Raw genomic sequence first — 17,792 nt, 5'->3', positions numbered from 1 at the left:
TGTAAAACGCCGAGAAAATCAGCAAAAAATGTCGATAAGACGACCAAGTCAGACTGGGATTCGTATACTGAAAACAGACCTCAACGTGACCGTTTTTTTGATGGGAGTAGCTTCATGAAACCTCAACCTTCTGCGCGCGATACCATGCTGCAACTTGGCTATCTGGGTTTAGTTCCGTTTCTTGGCGGCGTGCTTATCACGTGGGCCGATTTAACCTTATTTGGACTCAGTGGTGAGCAGCTATTTTTAAGCTACAGTGCGGTGATTTTAAGTTTCTTATCTGGCGTGCTGTGGGGCAATGGTATCGACCATTTTTCCCATAAACTCAGTCGCAATGCATTATTGCTGAGTAACTTATTCGCTCTACTGGCATGGGGTGCGCTCATTCAAGGGGCAACGCAATACGTGATCGCCACTGGCATTCTCACTGCGGGTTACTTGGCGGTGTGGTTGGCTGAAAAATGGATCCGAAAGAGCGAACGTGAGGAAGAGCAGCCCGCCGCTTACCAAGTGATGCGCGGCCGTTTGACTGCGGGTGTTGTGGGCTGTCATGGTTTACTGTTACTGGTGGCATAACGTCTGCTTTTGGCTTACTACAGTCAAGAGTTTTTGTGACAATGAAAAATGGACTTAGATTGAACCTATCACAGTGATTGGTCGTACCCGTTAGCTTACTGATAAAAGAATAATTAGTCTTTTATCAATGCCAATAGGTGTAGCGGGGGCAAAATGACAATCATTCAATACCTACGAGTAATCTTTCTCACATTAGGCGTCGCAAGTCATTGAAGCTTTGAGCGCAGACAGTGAGAGTATCGGCAAAGTGTCTGAAGTGATCAGTACAATTGCAGAGCAAACCAACCTGTTGGCACTGAATGCTGCGATTGAAGCGGCGCGAGCGGGGGAGGCCGGCCGTGGCTTTGCGGTGGTCGCTGACGAGGTTCGTGGATTAGCCACTAAAACCCAGTCATCCACGGATGAGATCAATCAAATCATTGAAGGATTGCAAACCAAAGCGCGTCAGGCCTATCAAGTGATGACGGATAGCCAAACGCTTACCCAAAAAAGCTTGGATGATGCGAAACGCGCGGCAGAAGCAATTGAAACGATTAATGCAGCGACACAGCAAGTGTCCGAAATGACCGGAGCGATTGCTACCGCGACCGAAGAGCAAACCACGGCGGCGGGCGATCTGAACCAAAATGTGTCGGCGATTCACCGTGCCGCGGAGTCGCTCGCAGAGACTGCAGAGAAAACGCGGGACGCCTATGAGCGACTGGAGAAAGAAAACGCCAGCATTCGCGAGCAAGCCCAAGCGTTTCGACTCTAACATCTCACAGTAGCCATATATGCAAAATGCGCCTAACCGGCGCATTTTTTGTGGGATGAGCTGAATTAGCGAAATAAATAAAGAGACAGAAAGTAATTCACGTTGTGATTGATGGTTCGCAGCACCGCGGTTGTGCTGGCGTTGGTCTGCTCGGAAACATCCCAGGGTACAAATTTGCCATAGCTGGGCAGTGCAAGGCCCGATTGCACTGCGGCAGGCGAAAGGGCGACTAAATAGTCAACATAGTTTAACGATAAGCCGGCCAAAGGCACCGGCACAATGTCCGCGGTTGAGATTTGAAATTGAATCAACGCCCGTGCGGCCGGCTCGGTTGCCATGTCAGGACTGGTGTGACAGCACACGATCTCAAAAAACGCTCCGGCTTTGTTCTGCATAATAGCGCTTGCCATTAGCGAGGCGCCCTGAAGCCCATCACACAAAAACAGAACCGACGGTTTACTGGGTTGGGATTGGGTGTTTTTTATTCTCGCCCGATGCGACTTAATTGAGCGCGCGAGGCTATCGTTTGGCTCCGCCATGATGAATCCTTACGGCTGTTCCCTGTTTTACGCCAGGATGCTGTGCAGCCCCATGCCACACGACTTAAATAGTGCTTATACCCGTTTCTAACCGGCGTTGCAGCACGAAAAAGCTTGGCTATATCCTAGCGATACCGCCGCGCAACGCGAGCGTGTGAGCGCCAATTTTTGCGTTGCTTACCAAAGGATCGGCCTGTCATTAAAGCTTCATCGTCTCATCAAGGAAGTGTCACGAACCCTGCTTAAGGTGTTTCACAGCTAACCGAGTTCTTCGTCATGTGCAGGTTGGACAATTTGCACAGCACTAACTTAAACAATCGACTTGGAGGTTGATGTGAAACTCAAAGCTCTCTTTGCTGCTACTACAGTATCAATGGCCGTATTGGCCGCGGGTAGCGCAACGGCCGCAAACCGTGACTACATTAGCATCGTTGGCTCTTCTACCGTTTACCCTTTTGCTACTGTGGTTGCTGAGCGCTTCGGTCGCACGTCGCAATACTCAGTACCCAAAATCGAATCAACTGGTTCAGGCGGTGGCTTGAAGCTGTTCTGTGCAGGTGTGGGTGAAAATACACCAGATATCACGAATGCATCACGCAAAATCAAAAGCTCTGAGATTGAGCGTTGTAAAGCCAATGGCGTAGACGACATCGTCGAAATTAAAATTGGTTATGACGGCATCGCCTTTGCGAACTCAAAAGCATCGCCACAATATGACGTATCACTGAAAGATCTTTACACCGCACTGGCTAAAACCGTGCCAGACGGCAAAGGCAACTTCATCGACAACCCACACAAAACGTGGAAAGACGTGAACCCATCGCTGCCGAAAACCAAGATCGAAGTGCTAGGTCCACCACCAACGTCAGGTACACGTGATGCGTTTGTTGAACTCGCTATGGAAGCAGGCTGTTCTCAATATCCTGAAATCGCCGCGCTAGAAGACAGTGATGAAGATAAATTCAAAGCCATTTGTCACGGTATGCGTGAAGATGGTGCCTTTATTGAAGCGGGCGAAAACGACAACTTGATCGTGCAAAAGCTTGAAGCGAATCCAGATGCGTTCGGTATCTTTGGTTACAGCTTCCTCGAGCAGAATGCCGATAAAGTTCAAGGCGCAAAAATTGCCGGTGTTGAGCCGACGTTTGATGCGATTGGTAGTGGCGAGTATCCCGTATCACGCTCACTCTACTTCTATGTGAAGAAAGCGCATGAAGATGTCATTCCAGGCTTGAAAGAGTATGTGAATGCCTTTACGGCAGAAGATGCTATCGGCGAAATGGGCTATTTGACCGACCGTGGTCTGATCCCATTGGCAAGCCAAGAATGGAACAACGTACGCACTGCAGCGGTGAACCTAAACCCGAATTTGTAATTGCAGTGTGAACGCGAAAAGGTGGCACACGCGCTGTGTCACCTTTATTCGTGTTCAGGAGGAACAATGACCACATCCATGTTGATGACCGTAATTGCGCTGATTGCAATTTCAGGCTTCTTTCTTGCTCGAACACGTTCAATCAAACTGGCCGATATGGCTGGTGGATTGAGCAAGCTTCACTCTCGCCCCAACTACTATGGCTCCTATGTTGCGATTCTCGCCGCCATTCCGGCGTTGATTCTACTGCTGCTATGGCAAGCCGTGGAGCCGAACTTGATCCACAGTTTGGTGATGGCACAGATCCCAGATAGCTACCTTGTGCGCATCAATAGCCATGATTTGGTCTACAGCCAAATCGGGAACATTGCCAGTGGCATCACCCAAACTGACGATGCTGTCTTGTTAGCAGCGGCTGAACACTATCAATCCCTCCATGCGTTAGGGAACACCTTGCGTTTTACCGCCATGACAACATTGGCGTTGGCCGGATTTGCCTTTGGATGGCGCTCGCTGCGGCCGCGGCTAAGGGCCCGCAACCGTGTCGAGAACGTGATGCAGGCGTTTTTGCTGCTGTGTTCGACGTTAGCCATTCTGACCACGCTAGGCATTGTGCTCTCAGTGCTGTTTGAAGCCCTGCGCTTTTTCCAGATGATCTCGATTACCGACTTTATCTTCGGGACGGAGTGGTCACCGCAAATTGCTTTGCGCGCAGATCAGCAAGGGGCAAGCGGCTCTTTTGGCGCGATTCCGCTGTTCACTGGCACCTTGATGATCTCGATTATCGCCATGTGTATTGCCGCACCAGTGGGGCTGATGAGTGCCATCTATCTCGCTGAATACGCCTCACCGCGCGTGCGCAGTATCGTGAAACCGATTCTTGAAATTCTCGCTGGTATTCCGACCGTGGTGTATGGCTTTTTCGCTGCATTAGTCGCGGCACCGGTGATCCGTGACGTTGCGCAAGCGATCGGGTTTGAGAGTGCATCCTCGGAAAGCGCGCTGGCGGCAGGGTTTGTCATGGGGGTGATGATCATCCCATTTGTGTCTTCATTATCCGACGATGTGATCACCGCCGTGCCGCAGTCATTGCGCGATGGCTCACTCGGGCTGGGGGCGACGCCATCTGAAACCATCCGCCAAGTGGTTATTCCAGCCGCGTTACCGGGCATTGTCGGGGGGCTCTTGCTTGCCGTATCCCGTGCCATTGGCGAAACCATGATTGTGGTCATGGCCGCTGGCCTTTCGGCTAACCTCACCGCGAACCCACTTGATTCGGTCACCACGGTTACCGTGCAGATCGTGACTCTTCTTGTGGGCGACCAAGAGTTTGATAGCCCGAAAACTCTGGCCGCATTTGCATTGGGTTTGACGCTCTTTGTTGTGACGTTAGCGCTGAACTTTGTTGCGCTCCGTATTGTGAAGAAATATCGAGAACAATATGACTGATAAAATTGCACAGATCGCGCAAAACAAGCGCGCGCGAGTAAAAGCAGGCCTTGCCAAACGACGCGGACGCGAAGGACGCTTTCGTTGGTATGGCATTGGGTCGATTTTGTTGGCGTTTACGTTTTTGGTGGTATTGCTTGGGTCAATCATCTCGCAAGGCTATACCGCCTTCTACACCACAGAAATTCGCCTCACGGTCGATTTAAGCGCCGAAAAGCTTGGCATTGAGGGCGAACCGCTCAATGACGAAACATTGCAATACCTGAGCTATCGCTCGGTACTGGCCGATGCCATTTTTGCTACCTTGCCAGACGTGACGTCACGTACAGATAAGCGCGAGCTATTCCGCTTCCTTTCCACGGGGGCGGAGTACGATTTGCGCGACCGCGTAGCCGCCGATCCTAGCCTTGTTGGACAGCAAATCGATATTTGGGCGCTTGCTGGAGACAACGTCAACCAGTTCAACAAAGGCAATATCGACGGCAACTTACCGGAGTCTTATCGTCAGTTTAAAGACAAGCACATTGGTTGGTTTAACCAACTGCAAAGCGATGATCGGATCCGTACCGTGTTTAACACCCGCTTTTTCACCAATGGTGATAGCCGCGATGCCGAACTCGCTGGAATTTGGGGGGCGACGGTTGGATCCTTCTACACCTTATTGGTCACCTTAGTGCTGAGCTTTCCGATTGGGGTAGCCGCGGCGATTTACTTGGAAGAGTTTGCGCCACGCAACCGCATTACCGAGATCATTGAAATTAATATCAATAACCTCGCGGCCGTGCCTTCGATTGTGTTTGGTTTGCTGGGGCTGGCGGTATTCCTCAACTTTGCTGACTTACCGCGTTCTGCGCCGGTTGTGGGCGGCTTGGTGCTTACCCTTATGACGCTACCAACCATCATTATTTCCAGCCGTGCCTCTATTAAAGCGGTGCCACCCTCGGTCCGTGATGCCGCGTTAGGGGTAGGGGCCTCTAAGATGCAAATGGTGATTCACCATGTGCTGCCATTAGCGATGCCAGGCATGCTCACCGGCACCATCATCGGAATGGCACAAGCGCTGGGTGAAACCGCACCGCTTCTTATGATCGGTATGGTGGCGTTTATTGTCGACATTCCATCTGGGCCACTCGATGCGGCGACCGCGCTACCTGTACAAATCTATTTATGGGCAGAGAATCCTGAAAAGGGCTTTGTCGAAAACACCTCTGGCGCAATCATGGTGCTGCTGGCATTCCTTGCTTTTATGAATGCCTGCGCCGTGATTATGCGTAAGCGTCTCGAGCGACGCTGGTAAGTCGGGAGAGAAAACCATGACGACAACAACCATGACTAACGGAACTCTTACAGAGCAAACAGTGAACACGACGCCCCAAAATACCGCAGCCCCCAAAGAAACCTGTGGTGTGCCCTTTGTTGATAATCCGCGAATGACGGCGCGCAATGTCTTTGTGAACTATGAGCATGGCGCGAAACCGGCGATTGCAGACGTGAGCCTTGATATTGGCGAGAAAGAAGTTCTCGCGATGATCGGTCCATCAGGCTGCGGCAAATCCACTTTTTTGCGCTGTTTAAATCGAATGAATGACACCATTCCCGGCTGTGTGGTGACCGGCGACATCATTCTCGACGGTGAAGATATTCACCACAAAGAGACAGAAATTGTGGAACTGCGCTCGCAAGTGGGCATGGTATTCCAGCGTCCTAACCCGTTCCCGAAATCGGTGTATGACAACGTGGCCTATGGCCCGAGAATTCATGGATTGATCGACAGCAAAGCCGATCTCGATGAGTTAGTGGAGCAATCGCTGACCCGAGCCGGGCTATGGAACGAAGTGAAAGATCGCCTCGACCAGCCTGCCACAGGCTTATCTGGTGGTCAGCAGCAGCGGCTATGCATTGCTCGCACCATTGCTGTCGCGCCAGAAGTGATTTTGATGGATGAACCATGCTCAGCCCTTGACCCAATTGCTACCGGTATTATTGAAGAGCTGATTGCTGATCTGAAGAAAAACTTCAGCATAGTGATCGTCACGCACTCCATGCAACAAGCCTCGCGTGTGTCTGACCGCACGGCCTATTTCCACTTAGGGAGCTTGGTTGAGGTGAACAGTACCGAAAAAGTGTTCAACGACCCAGAACACAAGCTGACTCATGATTACATTAATGGCCGATTTGGCTAAATAAACGGCGGGGTAAAAGAGAGAAAAGCGCTGAAAATAGGCTTTTGCTGATAATTTCAGCACTTAAGTGCGAAAAAGTAAAAATAGACTTTACATCGTTCTTAGCAGCCTCTAGTATACGCCCCGTTCCGGAGAGATGGCTGAGTGGTTGAAAGCACCGGTCTTGAAAACCGGCAAGGGTTAATAGCCCTTCTAGGGTTCAAATCCCTATCTCTCCGCCACATACCGAAAAGCCGCTGATAAGTCAGCGGCTTTTTTGCATCTGTGCCCCCGCAAACTTCCAAATCCTGACCTCACCAACATTTTAGGCGCTTGTGTCTAAACAGCTATTCTGCACTCTGGTATTCTAACCCTTTATATTTCTGCCTCTTACATGGCCTTTTGGACGCCGCCAACCGAAGGGCGGTAGCGTGGAACGCAACAAAAGCGCCCACATGGATGCACGCTTTCTCATGACCGATTCACACTTTCCCTAGCCGAAAAAATAAAAAACACGAATAATCAATCGGTTAAAAGTACAAGCGCGGGGATAATGTGAATACCTCAACCGGAATAGGCGGCATGCACACTATCACCGAAGAGAGCTTGATGAGGTAGATAAAAAAATGTATTTGTATCAGTAGTTTATGGATAAAACAGGGCGTATAACGATTTTGACAAATCGAGCACGCGCACTAATAAAATGTTAGCATACTTTGATAGGTATTCAGATGACTACGATAGTCGAACAAATTGTTAATCGTGAAATTGACTCGATCATCGTTTACGAATCTGACCAAGTTATAGCTTTTGCGGACCACGACCCAATCAACTTTGGACACATTTTAATTTGTCCTAAGACTCAATACCGTACTTTTATTGACCTGCCTGAGTCTGTGTTTTTAGAGATCACCGACGTTGCAAGAGATTTATATAAACGTATAGAAGCTAAGTTCAATCCCGATGGTATAGGCTTTATGCAAAACAATGGAGAGGCCCCTCATTTCAATGAGCTCGACCACTACCATTTGCATATTTTCCCTAGATTCCATGGCGACCAGTACGGTTGGGTTAGTAGTGAACTTGGAATTCAAACTATGGATAAACTGAGAGAATCACTTAAAGAACTATGAGCATTGAAGAAGTATGCTAACAAAGCAATTCACGCGACAAGCGCGTGATTGCGGGCGTTATACGAACTCGCAAAATTTAGGGTGGAACGTGAATTGAAAGAATACGAAGTTTACCTGTTCGATATGGACGGAACATTAGTAAATTCAGAGCCTTTAAAGGGCAGAGCGTTAGCAAGGGCTTGCTTAGATTATGGTGTTCAAGTTGACAACAATATCTATAAAGATGTTATGGGTGAAAGTTGGCAGGTTGTGACGGGACACTTCTTTGCTCATGCCAATATTTTGCCTGATTTAACAGAGTTTAATGGGTATTTTCGGTCTCACTATGAAAAGATGCTAAATAACGAACTAGAGCTCAATGTCGGCGCTAAGGTGTACATAGATCAATTGAAGAATGCGGGTAAAAAATGCGGAGTTGTGAGTTCAGCAGCAACTTGGATGGTTGAAAATATTTTATCTTCTCTGCAACTAGAGAATGCTTTTGACCTTGTTATAACTCAAGAGCACGTAACTAAGCACAAACCAGACCCTGAAGCCTATACTCTCGCACTTACTAAGTTGAACGTATCACCAGAACAAACCATCGTGTTTGAAGATTCCACAGCGGGTATTCGCGCAGGTAAATCTAGTGGTTGTGATGTCATCGCAGTTAAGCATGACTTTAATGGTAAAAATGACCTAAGTGATGCAATAAAAGCAATTAGCACGTATGAAGAAATGTTCGTATAACACATATGAGCCCTTCTCCAGTCAATAGGCAATAGCATTTTATTTGGCTGCGCAGTAGCCAATGCTCTTGAACAACAAAGTCGTCTACTTCGTTCTGTCATTTCCGCCATTAAGTCATTGCTTACGGCAAACACATATAGAAGGTCTCTTACTGCGGTCTCACCGCTGCCTGCCAATCATGTGACAGGGCCATTAGACATTATTCGGTTAACCCAAGCTGGCGCTATTTAAAAAGAAGGCTAAACGTTTGTTTTCCAGTTATCTTCAGGCTCGGTTTGGGTGTAAGCAACTTTGTTGTTCGCTTGGGTGCGCAACAATGAGGCGGCTAATCAAAGCAAAGGGGCTGGGACAACCCTTGGCATAGCAGACCATTGGGGCTTAATGCCCAATGAACTCAGTCAGCAGCGTGCTCCTTCTCAGCACCAGTTAGACGTTCAGCTCACCCCATTGTGCGACTTACTCGGGTAAGAACTTGTGTTCGTCAAACACGGTTTTGTTCCTCAACATGAAGTAAACGCAGTGCCCGAGCTTGTGGGCGAGTGCATAGAGTGCTGTAGCTTTACTCATGTGTGTCTCAAACGAGGGGATTCGCTAGTGTGCGGCTTTATGCGCACCGGAAAACAATGAAGCTTCATAGAAGGAATTATAAGTGGACGATTTTTACATAGACCCAAAAGGATTAGCGTCATACTATGAAGTTCAATGGCTTGATAAACTTCGCTTAAGTGGAGTGTCTGAAAAATTAGAGAGTAAATCTAAGTACGTACCTGAATCGTTTATCTCCTCAAACCACACACAAAGTGTAGCTAAGTTTATTATTGATTCCCTCGAAGATGAAAGTATTAATCCTATAAACGTATTAGAGGTAGGGCCAGCTTTGGGAAGAAATAGCTACGAGTTAGTTACTAACGTACCAAGCATTAGTTCTGTAACTGTTGTTGAGCCGTCTCACCGCTTACTATCAAATCTCAAACAAATACTAATTGACGGTACGAAATGTGAATTTCCTTATATCAAGAGCTTGAAAGAGTTGGGGTGTTTGGACTTCGATACTTCAACCATAGCAAAAGCGTGTGATCATGTAGAATTTAATTTAATAGAAGCACCTTTCGAACGTGGTGTGGTTAAGAAAGAGTTTGATTTGACAGTTTGCCTCAACGTACTGGATCAATGTGAATCACCTAAAACTTTAGTAAACGCATTAAAGGATGCAACTGTCTTTAATGGCGTGTTAGCTTTATCATGTACATATCAGTGGAACAAAAAGCATTTAAAAGAAGAAAGTGAAGTTGTCAATGATATAAACGACTACTTTGGAGAGGATTGGGAAAAGTTATCTGAAGGTGAACATGAATACAAGATAAGATTTAACGAAAGGTATTCATTACTATTTCTTTCCCATATAGTCGCTTACAAAAAAATTGGTAGATAACACTTGGTCATGTACATAATAAGCGAGTATATCTTCAATCGCTAAGTTTAGGCGACTTTTTCTGCTGTCCGGCGGTGGCTAGTCGGGATACATCGCTTTTAATGTTTGATAAATTAACGTGTGAAAGATATGTATGGTAGTGACTTTTCCGTGTGCGTCCACCGCGTGAAGAGAAAAGTGGTGCTTGGCGAGATCAACGCCACAAAAGAATTGAGTAGACATGGTTACCTCCGATATTAAAGGCCGCACCTAAAGTGTGGCAGATCTTCAAGAGGGGGAATCCATGTCATTCGTTAGGCTTCAGGAGAGTTCAGGTTGAACTGGGAAATAATCACTGGTGTAGCAAGTTCAATTATCGCTTTATGTGCGCTTGTGTTTTCAATTTGGCAAGGGGTTCAGGCTCGCAAGCACAATAGAATTTCTTTTCGTCCACATTTAACCTCCTGGGCCCATAATGAACACACAAAAGGGATTTACGCAGTAGACCTTTTAAATAATGGTCTTGGGCCTGCACTAATTAAAAGTTTCACGATTAAGGTTGATGGAAAGAAAATTTCTGGTGAAGGTACAGATCCGATTGATAAAGCAGTTAAAATTCTCTTTCCAAATGAGAAATTTTATGCCCACTACGTCTATCTTGGTGAAAAATATGCTATGGGCGCCAAAGATAAGTGCAGGGTTGTAGCCATCCAATTTTATGGTGAAAAACCTCCCTCCAGTGATTATGTAGAGCATACAATTAATCGAGCAGAATTAGAGGTGGAGTATGAGTCATTCTATGGTGAAAAATTCTTTTTTAACTCCGCAGATGAAAAGCCTAACAAGTAAAGGCAGCGGACAGCTAAAGCTGCCGCTGCTTTAGGCGTTATATTTTTTGAGGGACTATGAAGAAACAATTAGCGGTAATTCTGACATCAGCTACAACCGTATTGAGTGCAGTTTGGTGGTGGAAAGAAGGGGGTTATGAACCAGCAATTGTGTTTATTAGTGGTGTTGGTGCCTTGATTCTTTCCATGTACCCTACTAAGGATGGACATTCTGATCAGTTACCGGCACCGACACATATAGAGCATGAAGTTTTAGATGATCTCTATACACACATCTTGCATGTTGAAGGAACTATTAATAAGAGTTTTCTTGACCGACGACTTTGGAATGAGCTTCAAGACAACTTAGATCAACTAAAGCGTTTTTATCATGAAAATAAGATCAAATTTCCGGATACATTAGATCAAAAGATACTTGAAGTAATTATGGTTGGGCGGAGCGTGATGAGTTCGGAAATTAATCAATCTATACCTGCAGAGCTAGCAAGTGCTTATCGTAGTTCAAAAGACAATGTTATCGCTGAAATTCGATTACTAAAAGGTATCGAGCGCTAAAATATAACACATATGAGCCCTTCTCTGGTCAATAGGCAATAGCATTTTTTTGGCTGCGCAGCAGCCAATGCGCTCGAACAACAAAGTCGTCTACTTCGTTCTGTCATTTCCGCCATTAAGTCATTGCTTACGGCAAACACATATAGAAGGTCTCTTACTGCGGTCTCACCGCTGCCTGCCAATCATATGACAGGGCCATTAGACATTACTTCCCGTTCCCACTCAGGAGTGTGATAACGAGTTAAGGATTGGCGCGCGTAATCAGATGCGCATGCCAGCGATAAATGAGATTTTTCTCTTGATGTAACAGCGTATTGCCTAATAGGGGGTCGATACGTTTAATCCCATGTTTAACTGAGGTTTGTGTCTCAAGTGCGCCCAAGCTTGGTGAGGGTTAAATCAGCGCCGTCGAGCAAGGTTTTAGTAGCAAGAGTAAGAGAAATAAGCCGTTTTTTGTGAATGTCGGGGCACTGTTTTGACAGTGTTTGTAGTAGGATTTGGTCATCACGCATCGTTAGCATCGCTATTGAATCTGTCTGTATCGAGTGTGTTTTTGGCGAAATTCATTAGATCAGAGGGAGCGATGCGTGTCTACCTCATTGTTTCAACTGATATTTATGAGAGGATTCGCTAGAGCAAGGCGTTATGCAGGGAAGACAATATGACAAATACTACTGACGTAAAATTTATATCAAAACTTGAAGAAACTATTAGTAGATCAATTCTGAGCTTTTTCCCGTCAGAGTGGGAAGAGGATACAATTTCGCTGATTCTGTTAAAGAAAATAAGGGAAGCATTTACAAATTACCATGTATTTTATGGGCGCTACGAACCTGAAGGGGTTTTTTGGTCAGCTTACAAATACAAAGGTAAGATAGAATATAAACACGGTGATATTGGTGTTTTAGTTAAGATTGTTTATAGGGATGGTAGCCATATTGAAGGTGTTGGCTTCCTAGAGGCAAAGAAACGCTATCCTAGAAAACTGACCTTTGATTCTTTTAGTATTCCGCAGCTTAGAAGAATTAACAAGCTTTCACCATATACAAATGTTTTACTATATGATTATGAAGATATAACTGGCTTTATTGCTAATTCAGCAATTCCGTTAGGAATACTCGAAGAAAAAAACGTTTCCCAGGGACTTGCTATAAAGGCTGTAACTAATGCACTTGTGGTACAAGCAGGTACAGTATTATCAGATGGAGCGAAAGATCTCACTTTGTATAAGTTTGGTATACCGTTGTCCCACCAGATTGGATTGCGATATATACAAGGCCTTGATCTTGATTTTAGAAAAGAGGTCGTTGATTCGGTGAAAGGGTTCAACGAAAAGAGAGGCGTGTGCAACTATGTTCTACAGATAACTGTTTCGCATATAGGTGATGATATACCTGAGTATGATATAAAACTTAACAATAATTACTATGAAGAAATCTGAGCCTAACACATATGAGCCCTTCTCCAGTCAATAGGCAATAGCATTTTTTGGCTGCGTAGCAGCCAATGCTCTCGAACAACAAAGTCGTCTACTTCGTTCTGTCATTTCCGCCATTGAGTCATTGCTGACGGCAAACACATATAGAAGGTCTCATACTGCGGTCTCACTGCTGCCTGCCAATCATGTGGTAGAGCCATTAGATATTTCTCGGTTAAACGAAGCCATATTTTCCAAGGGACGTAAAGGTGTGAAGTTTGGTAATCAAAGAACAAACTTTCAAAATTTTGGGGGGCAGGAACCGAGAAATAAAGCAAGAGTAAGTTCTGGAGATTTTTGCTTGATGTCTGCTGGTCTTTATATAAAATTTTTAGTCATTTATTTGAAGCAGGAATAGAAATATTTAAGGGGCCTTTTAATAAATTTTATGCAAGTGGTATAATTAAATCTGTTTAGTTTTCTTGCCTAGGATAAATTTAATCAAGATCAATGTTTTTTAATAAAAAGTGCTTTAATAAATAGTTTTAGAGTATTTTCTATTCACGCAATTTTTCCTGAATTAATTTAATTTTTACGGCATGACGGCTTAGATTTTGTGGTGGCGTTATGCCCACCCTAATTAGTTGTTCCTAAAATCATTAACAAGGATATGTAATGAGAAATAGAAAATGGATATTTGCAGCTATTTTCCTCATTGGAGGACCTTCACTGTTACCATTTAGTATAGAAGTGATAGCACTAGTTGAATTACTTGGTTTTTTAGGGATATGGACAATGTACTCATCCTACGCTGAGTACTTGGTGAATCACCCTAGGTATAAAAGAGGTCTGTGTTTAGCTACAAGTTGGGATCTTCAACCGCAAATGTTGTTCTCGGCGAGTGAGCTTAAGGCATGTCCTCAGTTAGTTTTTCATATGTTTCCAGTTCAGAGTGTAATAATCTGGACTTTGAATATTCTGTTTTGGAGTGGCCTAGTTTGGTGCCACATTATTTAAGCCAACAAACTTTTCAAGAGGCGTTCGAAACGCGCTGGCGGAATACCAGCGATGCATGAGGGTTTTCTCTTGATACAACAGTGTATTGCCTAACAGGCAGTCTATATGTTTAATCGCATGTTTAACTGAGGTTTGCGTCTCAAGCGCACGCCTAGGCTGGTTTGGGGTAAATCAGCGCCGTCGAGTAATGTTTTAGTGGCAAGAGTAAGAGAAATAAGCCGTTTTTTGTGAATTTTGGGGCACTGTTTTGACAGTGTTTGTAGTAGGGTTTGGTCATCACGCATCGTTAGCATCGCTATTGAATCTGTCTGTATCGAGTGTGTTTTTGGCGAAATTCATTCGATCAGAGGGAGCGATGCGTGTCTACCTCATTGTTTCAAAAGATATTTATGAGGGGGCTCGCTAGATAGCGGCGTTATAACACCGGTTAATTTTTTATAGTTAGTGAGGTATTCGTTGAAAGTAGGTATAGCCCAAATGCCTATGGATTGGACTGTTGAGGGGAACACAAAAACGATTTGTAATGTCGTTAACAAGAATCATGACTTGGATGTTCTTGTGTTTCCTGAACTGGCAATTACTGGTTTCCATCGAGATATTAAAAATCAGGCACAGAAAAATTTGGTCGAAAATGCACTGAATGAAATTTCAATTCAATGCCAACTGTCAAATACATTGGTCTTCATCGGCTACCCATTAAATGAAAATAATAAGGTTTATAATGTGTATTCTGCTATTAATGAGATGGGAGCTTTAGAGATAGTTTGGCGAAAAGTAGGGCTAACTCCAAGTGAGTGTACATTTTTTGAATCTGGTGATAAGCGTAGTATTTTGGAACATCCACTTGGGACGTTCAGCTCTTATTTGTGTCGTGAGGCAAGCGACTTTAATTGGGTTGTTGAACAATTATCAGTTCAATCGCCATCTTACATTCTATGGCCAAGCTATATTGGGCAATCTGAATTCTCCGTAAACACTGAAAATACAAATTATGAGGAGGGCTCAAAAAAGATAGCTCAATCACTCTCTGCTATGGTTATTCAATGTAATTGGCCTAATTCTTTGAATAACTCCAATGATAAAGGGTTAGGCGGTAGTAAGATAATCTCAAGTCATGGTGATATTATTGCTCAATTGCCCTTCGATAAAAATTGTATTGGCGTATTCGATACAACCACTCACGAGTTAGTAATTCGATAAGTGGACGTAAGTGTTATAACAAATGCATCGACACGATTTGCTACACTCGGCATTGTCAGTTTGTCTTTAGTTTCAGTGATTAAGGCGTTAAAACTCAGCTAAGCCTGCATAGTAGCAAACGCATTATGTTGGAATTATAGCGCACGATCAAACTAACTAGGTACTCAAGATGAGCGATAGGGTAAAAGAAGCATTGATTTGGTTTAAGGGGATCTTGGAATCAGAGCAAATTGACTATCAAATTGTTGGTGGTTTGGCTGCAAAAATTTACGGTGGTAGCCGAGCAGTTGCCAGGGCGAGATTACGTATGCTCAAATTTCAGTCAACCCTTTGATTCCGGCCAGTACAATTTGCTCTAAATAAGCAACATTCATCGATGCCATCTTCTGCTTGCGTCTAATACTTGCCTTTTTGCTGCTCTCTAACCGAAGCATATTAAGAGCCATGTGACGCACGCCAGCGAGAATCTCCGCCGCATGCCCACGATAAATTTGGCACGCATCCTCATTCATGGTCACATCGAGAACCCAGTGGAGTCGGTTTTCTATCTCCCAATGACCACGAACTGCCTCGGCAAATCGTTCCGGTGTCAGTGTCGCTGAACTAATGTAATAGCGGTATTCCAGTGATTCTTCTCCCTTTGAGTCAATGCGATAGCTAATAGCAACACCGACCGTTTGAAGCGCTTGCCAGTCGGGGAAATCTATCGCCAGTTTCTGCGCTGGCATGACGTAATATTCGCGTGCTTCGATGCGTCCATGCCCGTGCTCAATGTCGCATTCTGGGCTTATTTTAACTAACGGTGCCAGGGCTTTTTGAACCGCTTTCTCCAAGCTTTTTTGATTGCCTTTGACTGCGAGTAAATAGTCGCCACCTTGCTCAACAACTTGCTTGGCGATACCTGTTTGGCAACCCATAGCATCGATGGAAACCAAGCATCCCTTGATGTCCAACAGGTTGATGAGTTCGGGTATCGCTGTGATTTCATTCGACTTGTCTTGAGTCTTAACCTGGCCCATTACCACACCATTCGCTGTCGCAAAGGCACTGACCATGTGGAGAGTGGATTGCCTATCTTCTCGGTTATAGGAGCTACGGAGCACCTTCCCGTCGATAGCAATCAGAGCGCCGTTAGCGTGCACGTTGACGGCCTGCATCCATTTCAAAAAACAGTCCTGAAACTGGTCAGGTTCGATGGAAGAAACCACTCTGGCAATCGTGTCATGAACGGGAATGCCTTGAAGGAACAGGCCTTTATCTTGCAGCCAATCAAGGTGTGCTTCGCCAAAGTCTTCAATGTCTTCCCATCCCTCCATGCCAGCAATGGTGGCGCACACCGTTAGGAATAAGATATCGAACAAAGGGTACGAAATTTTGGCTGATTGTCGTGTGTCTTGGATAACAGAAAAGTACTGAGAAAAAGCATCGATGGACATCGTGAACTCCCGTCAAAAAGGGAGTATATGATCACAGCGATAAGTGATCGTCAAACTGATCTACTTTGCTCAAAATTCGTTCGTGATCTTGCCCTGGCAGTTGCGGACATTGACTTGTTTATCCACAATGCCAATGCAGAAAAACTGTTAGCAAAGGTTGGTTCATATGTCTCCAAACCTTTAACGCATTACGTGGAATACGGTTGGGATTTAGAGTATTTCCAATTAATCTACCATTCTCAAAAAATCGAAGTTGGTTTGTCTAAAGGAACTAGAATTCAATCGGCTCTTGATGGTTCATGGCACAGGTTAGGAATTGATATTTCTAATTCGGTTTCAATGTGTCACCAAAATGTCGAAGTGTCAGTAATCCCTAAAGACGAGTTAATAAAGTACAAGTGCTTACTGAAAAGAGAAGTGGATTTAATCGACATACAGGAACTGACTGAAAATCGAGCGCCATAACAAAAGTGTATGTCATCAATTTTTTGATTTCGTCGAGGTTATTATTCCACACGTCGCTCTGCCGCACCTAAGTATGGTAGAGCATCAAGAGAGGGAATTATGTCATTCGTTAGTTTGTTACAAAGAATCGGGAAGTATTAAGGAATATATGGAAATAGAAATAAGACCAGCCAAGGAAGACGAACTGGAACCTCTCCATTCTTTGGTTGTTTCAAATGATGAATGGACACAGTTTAATGGCCCTTACTTTCCTTACACACATCCATCACTAGAACAATTTGAGAAATCTTCATTTCAAAGATTATTAAATGGTTCAGACTTACAGGTAATCACTGTGGATGATGTACCTGTTGGGACAGTAAATTGTTACTGGGAATGTGAAGAAACTCGCTGGCTTGAAGCTGGTATTATTATTTATGATTCTACACATTGGGGGAGAGGTATCGCAGCGCGAGCAGTTCCTCTCTGGGTTTCGTACTTATTTAATACTAAAGAGCTTGAACGCGTTGGTATGACAACCTGGTCGGGTAACCCTCGCATGATGTCGCTAGCATTGAAATTAGGCTTCCAGCAAGAAGCTAGATTGCGAAAAGTGCGTTACTACGAGGGCAAGTACTACGATTCAGTTAAATATGGGATGCTGCGTTCGGAGTGGTTAGAACGCAACTGGCAAAGTTTTTAAGAGAAATCTTCAGCGTCTGGCATTTTCAGTTTTAATCAGCTTTG

18 protein-coding genes, 1 tRNA gene and 1 pseudogene are annotated in these 17,792 nt (G+C 44.9%); 16 read left to right on the top strand and 4 right to left on the bottom strand.

The features are described 5' to 3' along the window. Positions 1-114: 114 nt before the first annotated feature. Positions 115-576: a DUF3429 domain-containing protein gene (locus N7E60_RS08555; RefSeq protein WP_269597175.1), complete on the top strand. Its 462-nt coding sequence runs from the start codon at positions 115-117 to the stop codon at positions 574-576. A 256-nt stretch (positions 577-832) separates the two neighbouring features. Then, positions 833-1,330: a methyl-accepting chemotaxis protein gene (locus tag N7E60_RS08550; RefSeq protein ID WP_269597173.1), complete on the top strand. Its 498-nt coding sequence runs from the start codon at positions 833-835 to the stop codon at positions 1,328-1,330. 65 nt (positions 1,331-1,395) lie between these two features. Here the strand turns inward: N7E60_RS08550 and N7E60_RS08545 are convergent, their stop codons facing one another. Continuing rightward, a complete protein-coding gene (locus N7E60_RS08545) occupies positions 1,396-1,869 on the bottom strand; it encodes a hypothetical protein (protein WP_069588283.1) in 474 nt (157 codons plus the stop codon). Between the two features lie 334 nt (positions 1,870-2,203). On the opposite strand from N7E60_RS08545, the gene N7E60_RS08540 reads away from it, so the two are divergent. The 7 genes from N7E60_RS08540 to N7E60_RS08510 all read left to right on the top strand — a co-directional run bounded on the left by N7E60_RS08540 (position 2,204) and on the right by N7E60_RS08510 (position 8,717). Continuing rightward, positions 2,204-3,244, top strand: coding sequence for a substrate-binding domain-containing protein (locus tag N7E60_RS08540; RefSeq protein ID WP_069588285.1), 1,041 nt, complete (start codon positions 2,204-2,206; stop codon positions 3,242-3,244). 66 nt (positions 3,245-3,310) lie between these two features. Beyond that, positions 3,311-4,693, top strand: a complete 1,383-nt coding sequence (pstC, locus tag N7E60_RS08535; protein WP_069588287.1) for a phosphate ABC transporter permease subunit PstC — start codon at positions 3,311-3,313, stop codon at positions 4,691-4,693. Beyond that, positions 4,686-5,990, top strand: coding sequence for a phosphate ABC transporter permease PstA (gene pstA / locus N7E60_RS08530; RefSeq protein ID WP_269597171.1), 1,305 nt, complete (start codon positions 4,686-4,688; stop codon positions 5,988-5,990). The genes pstC and pstA overlap by 8 nt, the downstream gene beginning before the upstream one ends. Positions 5,991-6,123: 133 nt before the next feature. After that, positions 6,124-6,876: a phosphate ABC transporter ATP-binding protein PstB gene (gene pstB, locus N7E60_RS08525; protein WP_232112143.1), complete on the top strand. Its 753-nt coding sequence runs from the start codon at positions 6,124-6,126 to the stop codon at positions 6,874-6,876. Between the two features lie 130 nt (positions 6,877-7,006). Beyond that, a tRNA-Ser gene (locus N7E60_RS08520) sits at positions 7,007-7,097 on the top strand. 489 nt (positions 7,098-7,586) lie between these two features. After that, positions 7,587-7,988 carry an HIT family protein gene (locus tag N7E60_RS08515; protein ID WP_269597170.1) on the top strand — a complete coding sequence of 134 codons (402 nt, stop codon included), beginning with the start codon at positions 7,587-7,589 and terminating at the stop codon, positions 7,986-7,988. Positions 7,989-8,069: 81 nt separating this feature from the next. Then, positions 8,070-8,717 carry an HAD family hydrolase gene (locus tag N7E60_RS08510; RefSeq protein ID WP_269597169.1) on the top strand — a complete coding sequence of 216 codons (648 nt, stop codon included), beginning with the start codon at positions 8,070-8,072 and terminating at the stop codon, positions 8,715-8,717. 456 nt (positions 8,718-9,173) lie between these two features. On the opposite strand, the pseudogene N7E60_RS08505 reads toward N7E60_RS08510, so the two are convergent. Next, positions 9,174-9,293: pseudogene (locus tag N7E60_RS08505) on the bottom strand (IS110 family transposase); the annotation flags it as partial. A 73-nt stretch (positions 9,294-9,366) separates the two neighbouring features. Between N7E60_RS08505 and N7E60_RS08500 the strand changes: the two are divergent. Next, a complete protein-coding gene (locus tag N7E60_RS08500; RefSeq protein ID WP_269597168.1) occupies positions 9,367-10,149 on the top strand; it encodes an SAM-dependent methyltransferase in 783 nt (260 codons plus the stop codon). A gap of 78 nt (positions 10,150-10,227) precedes the next feature. Here N7E60_RS08500 and N7E60_RS08495 read toward each other — a convergent pair whose 3' ends face one another. Continuing rightward, on the bottom strand, positions 10,228-10,371 hold the full coding sequence (locus N7E60_RS08495) for a hypothetical protein (protein ID WP_269598600.1): 144 nt from the start codon (positions 10,369-10,371) through the stop codon (positions 10,228-10,230). 93 nt (positions 10,372-10,464) lie between these two features. On the opposite strand from N7E60_RS08495, the gene N7E60_RS08490 reads away from it, so the two are divergent. The 4 genes from N7E60_RS08490 (at position 10,465) to N7E60_RS08475 (ending at position 15,165) form a co-directional block, all read left to right on the top strand. After that, positions 10,465-10,977, top strand: coding sequence for a hypothetical protein (locus N7E60_RS08490; protein WP_269597167.1), 513 nt, complete (start codon positions 10,465-10,467; stop codon positions 10,975-10,977). Between the two features lie 56 nt (positions 10,978-11,033). Continuing rightward, positions 11,034-11,531: a hypothetical protein gene (locus tag N7E60_RS08485; protein WP_269597165.1), complete on the top strand. Its 498-nt coding sequence runs from the start codon at positions 11,034-11,036 to the stop codon at positions 11,529-11,531. Positions 11,532-12,192: 661 nt separating this feature from the next. After that, the gene (locus N7E60_RS08480) at positions 12,193-12,972 is read left to right on the top strand and encodes a hypothetical protein (RefSeq protein WP_269597164.1); all 780 of its coding nucleotides are present in this window, start codon (positions 12,193-12,195) and stop codon (positions 12,970-12,972) included. 1,449 nt (positions 12,973-14,421) lie between these two features. After that, positions 14,422-15,165, top strand: coding sequence for a nitrilase-related carbon-nitrogen hydrolase (locus tag N7E60_RS08475; RefSeq protein ID WP_269597163.1), 744 nt, complete (start codon positions 14,422-14,424; stop codon positions 15,163-15,165). A gap of 311 nt (positions 15,166-15,476) precedes the next feature. Here N7E60_RS08475 and N7E60_RS08465 read toward each other — a convergent pair whose 3' ends face one another. Then, positions 15,477-16,601, bottom strand: a complete 1,125-nt coding sequence (locus tag N7E60_RS08465; RefSeq protein WP_269597162.1) for an ISAs1 family transposase — start codon at positions 16,599-16,601, stop codon at positions 15,477-15,479. Positions 16,602-16,628: 27 nt separating this feature from the next. On the opposite strand from N7E60_RS08465, the gene N7E60_RS08460 reads away from it, so the two are divergent. After that, positions 16,629-17,066, top strand: coding sequence for a MazG-related protein (locus tag N7E60_RS08460; protein WP_269597160.1), 438 nt, complete (start codon positions 16,629-16,631; stop codon positions 17,064-17,066). A gap of 148 nt (positions 17,067-17,214) precedes the next feature. Continuing rightward, entirely contained in the window at positions 17,215-17,748 is a 534-nt protein-coding gene (locus N7E60_RS08455; RefSeq protein ID WP_269597159.1) for a GNAT family N-acetyltransferase, read from the top strand. Positions 17,749-17,792 lie beyond the last annotated feature (44 nt).

It is taken from the genome of Salinivibrio proteolyticus (assembly GCF_027286365.1).
Lineage (GTDB): Bacteria > Pseudomonadota > Gammaproteobacteria > Enterobacterales > Vibrionaceae > Salinivibrio > Salinivibrio proteolyticus.
Note: the sequence above shows the minus strand (reverse complement) of the source record. Positions and strands in the feature narration are given on the sequence as shown.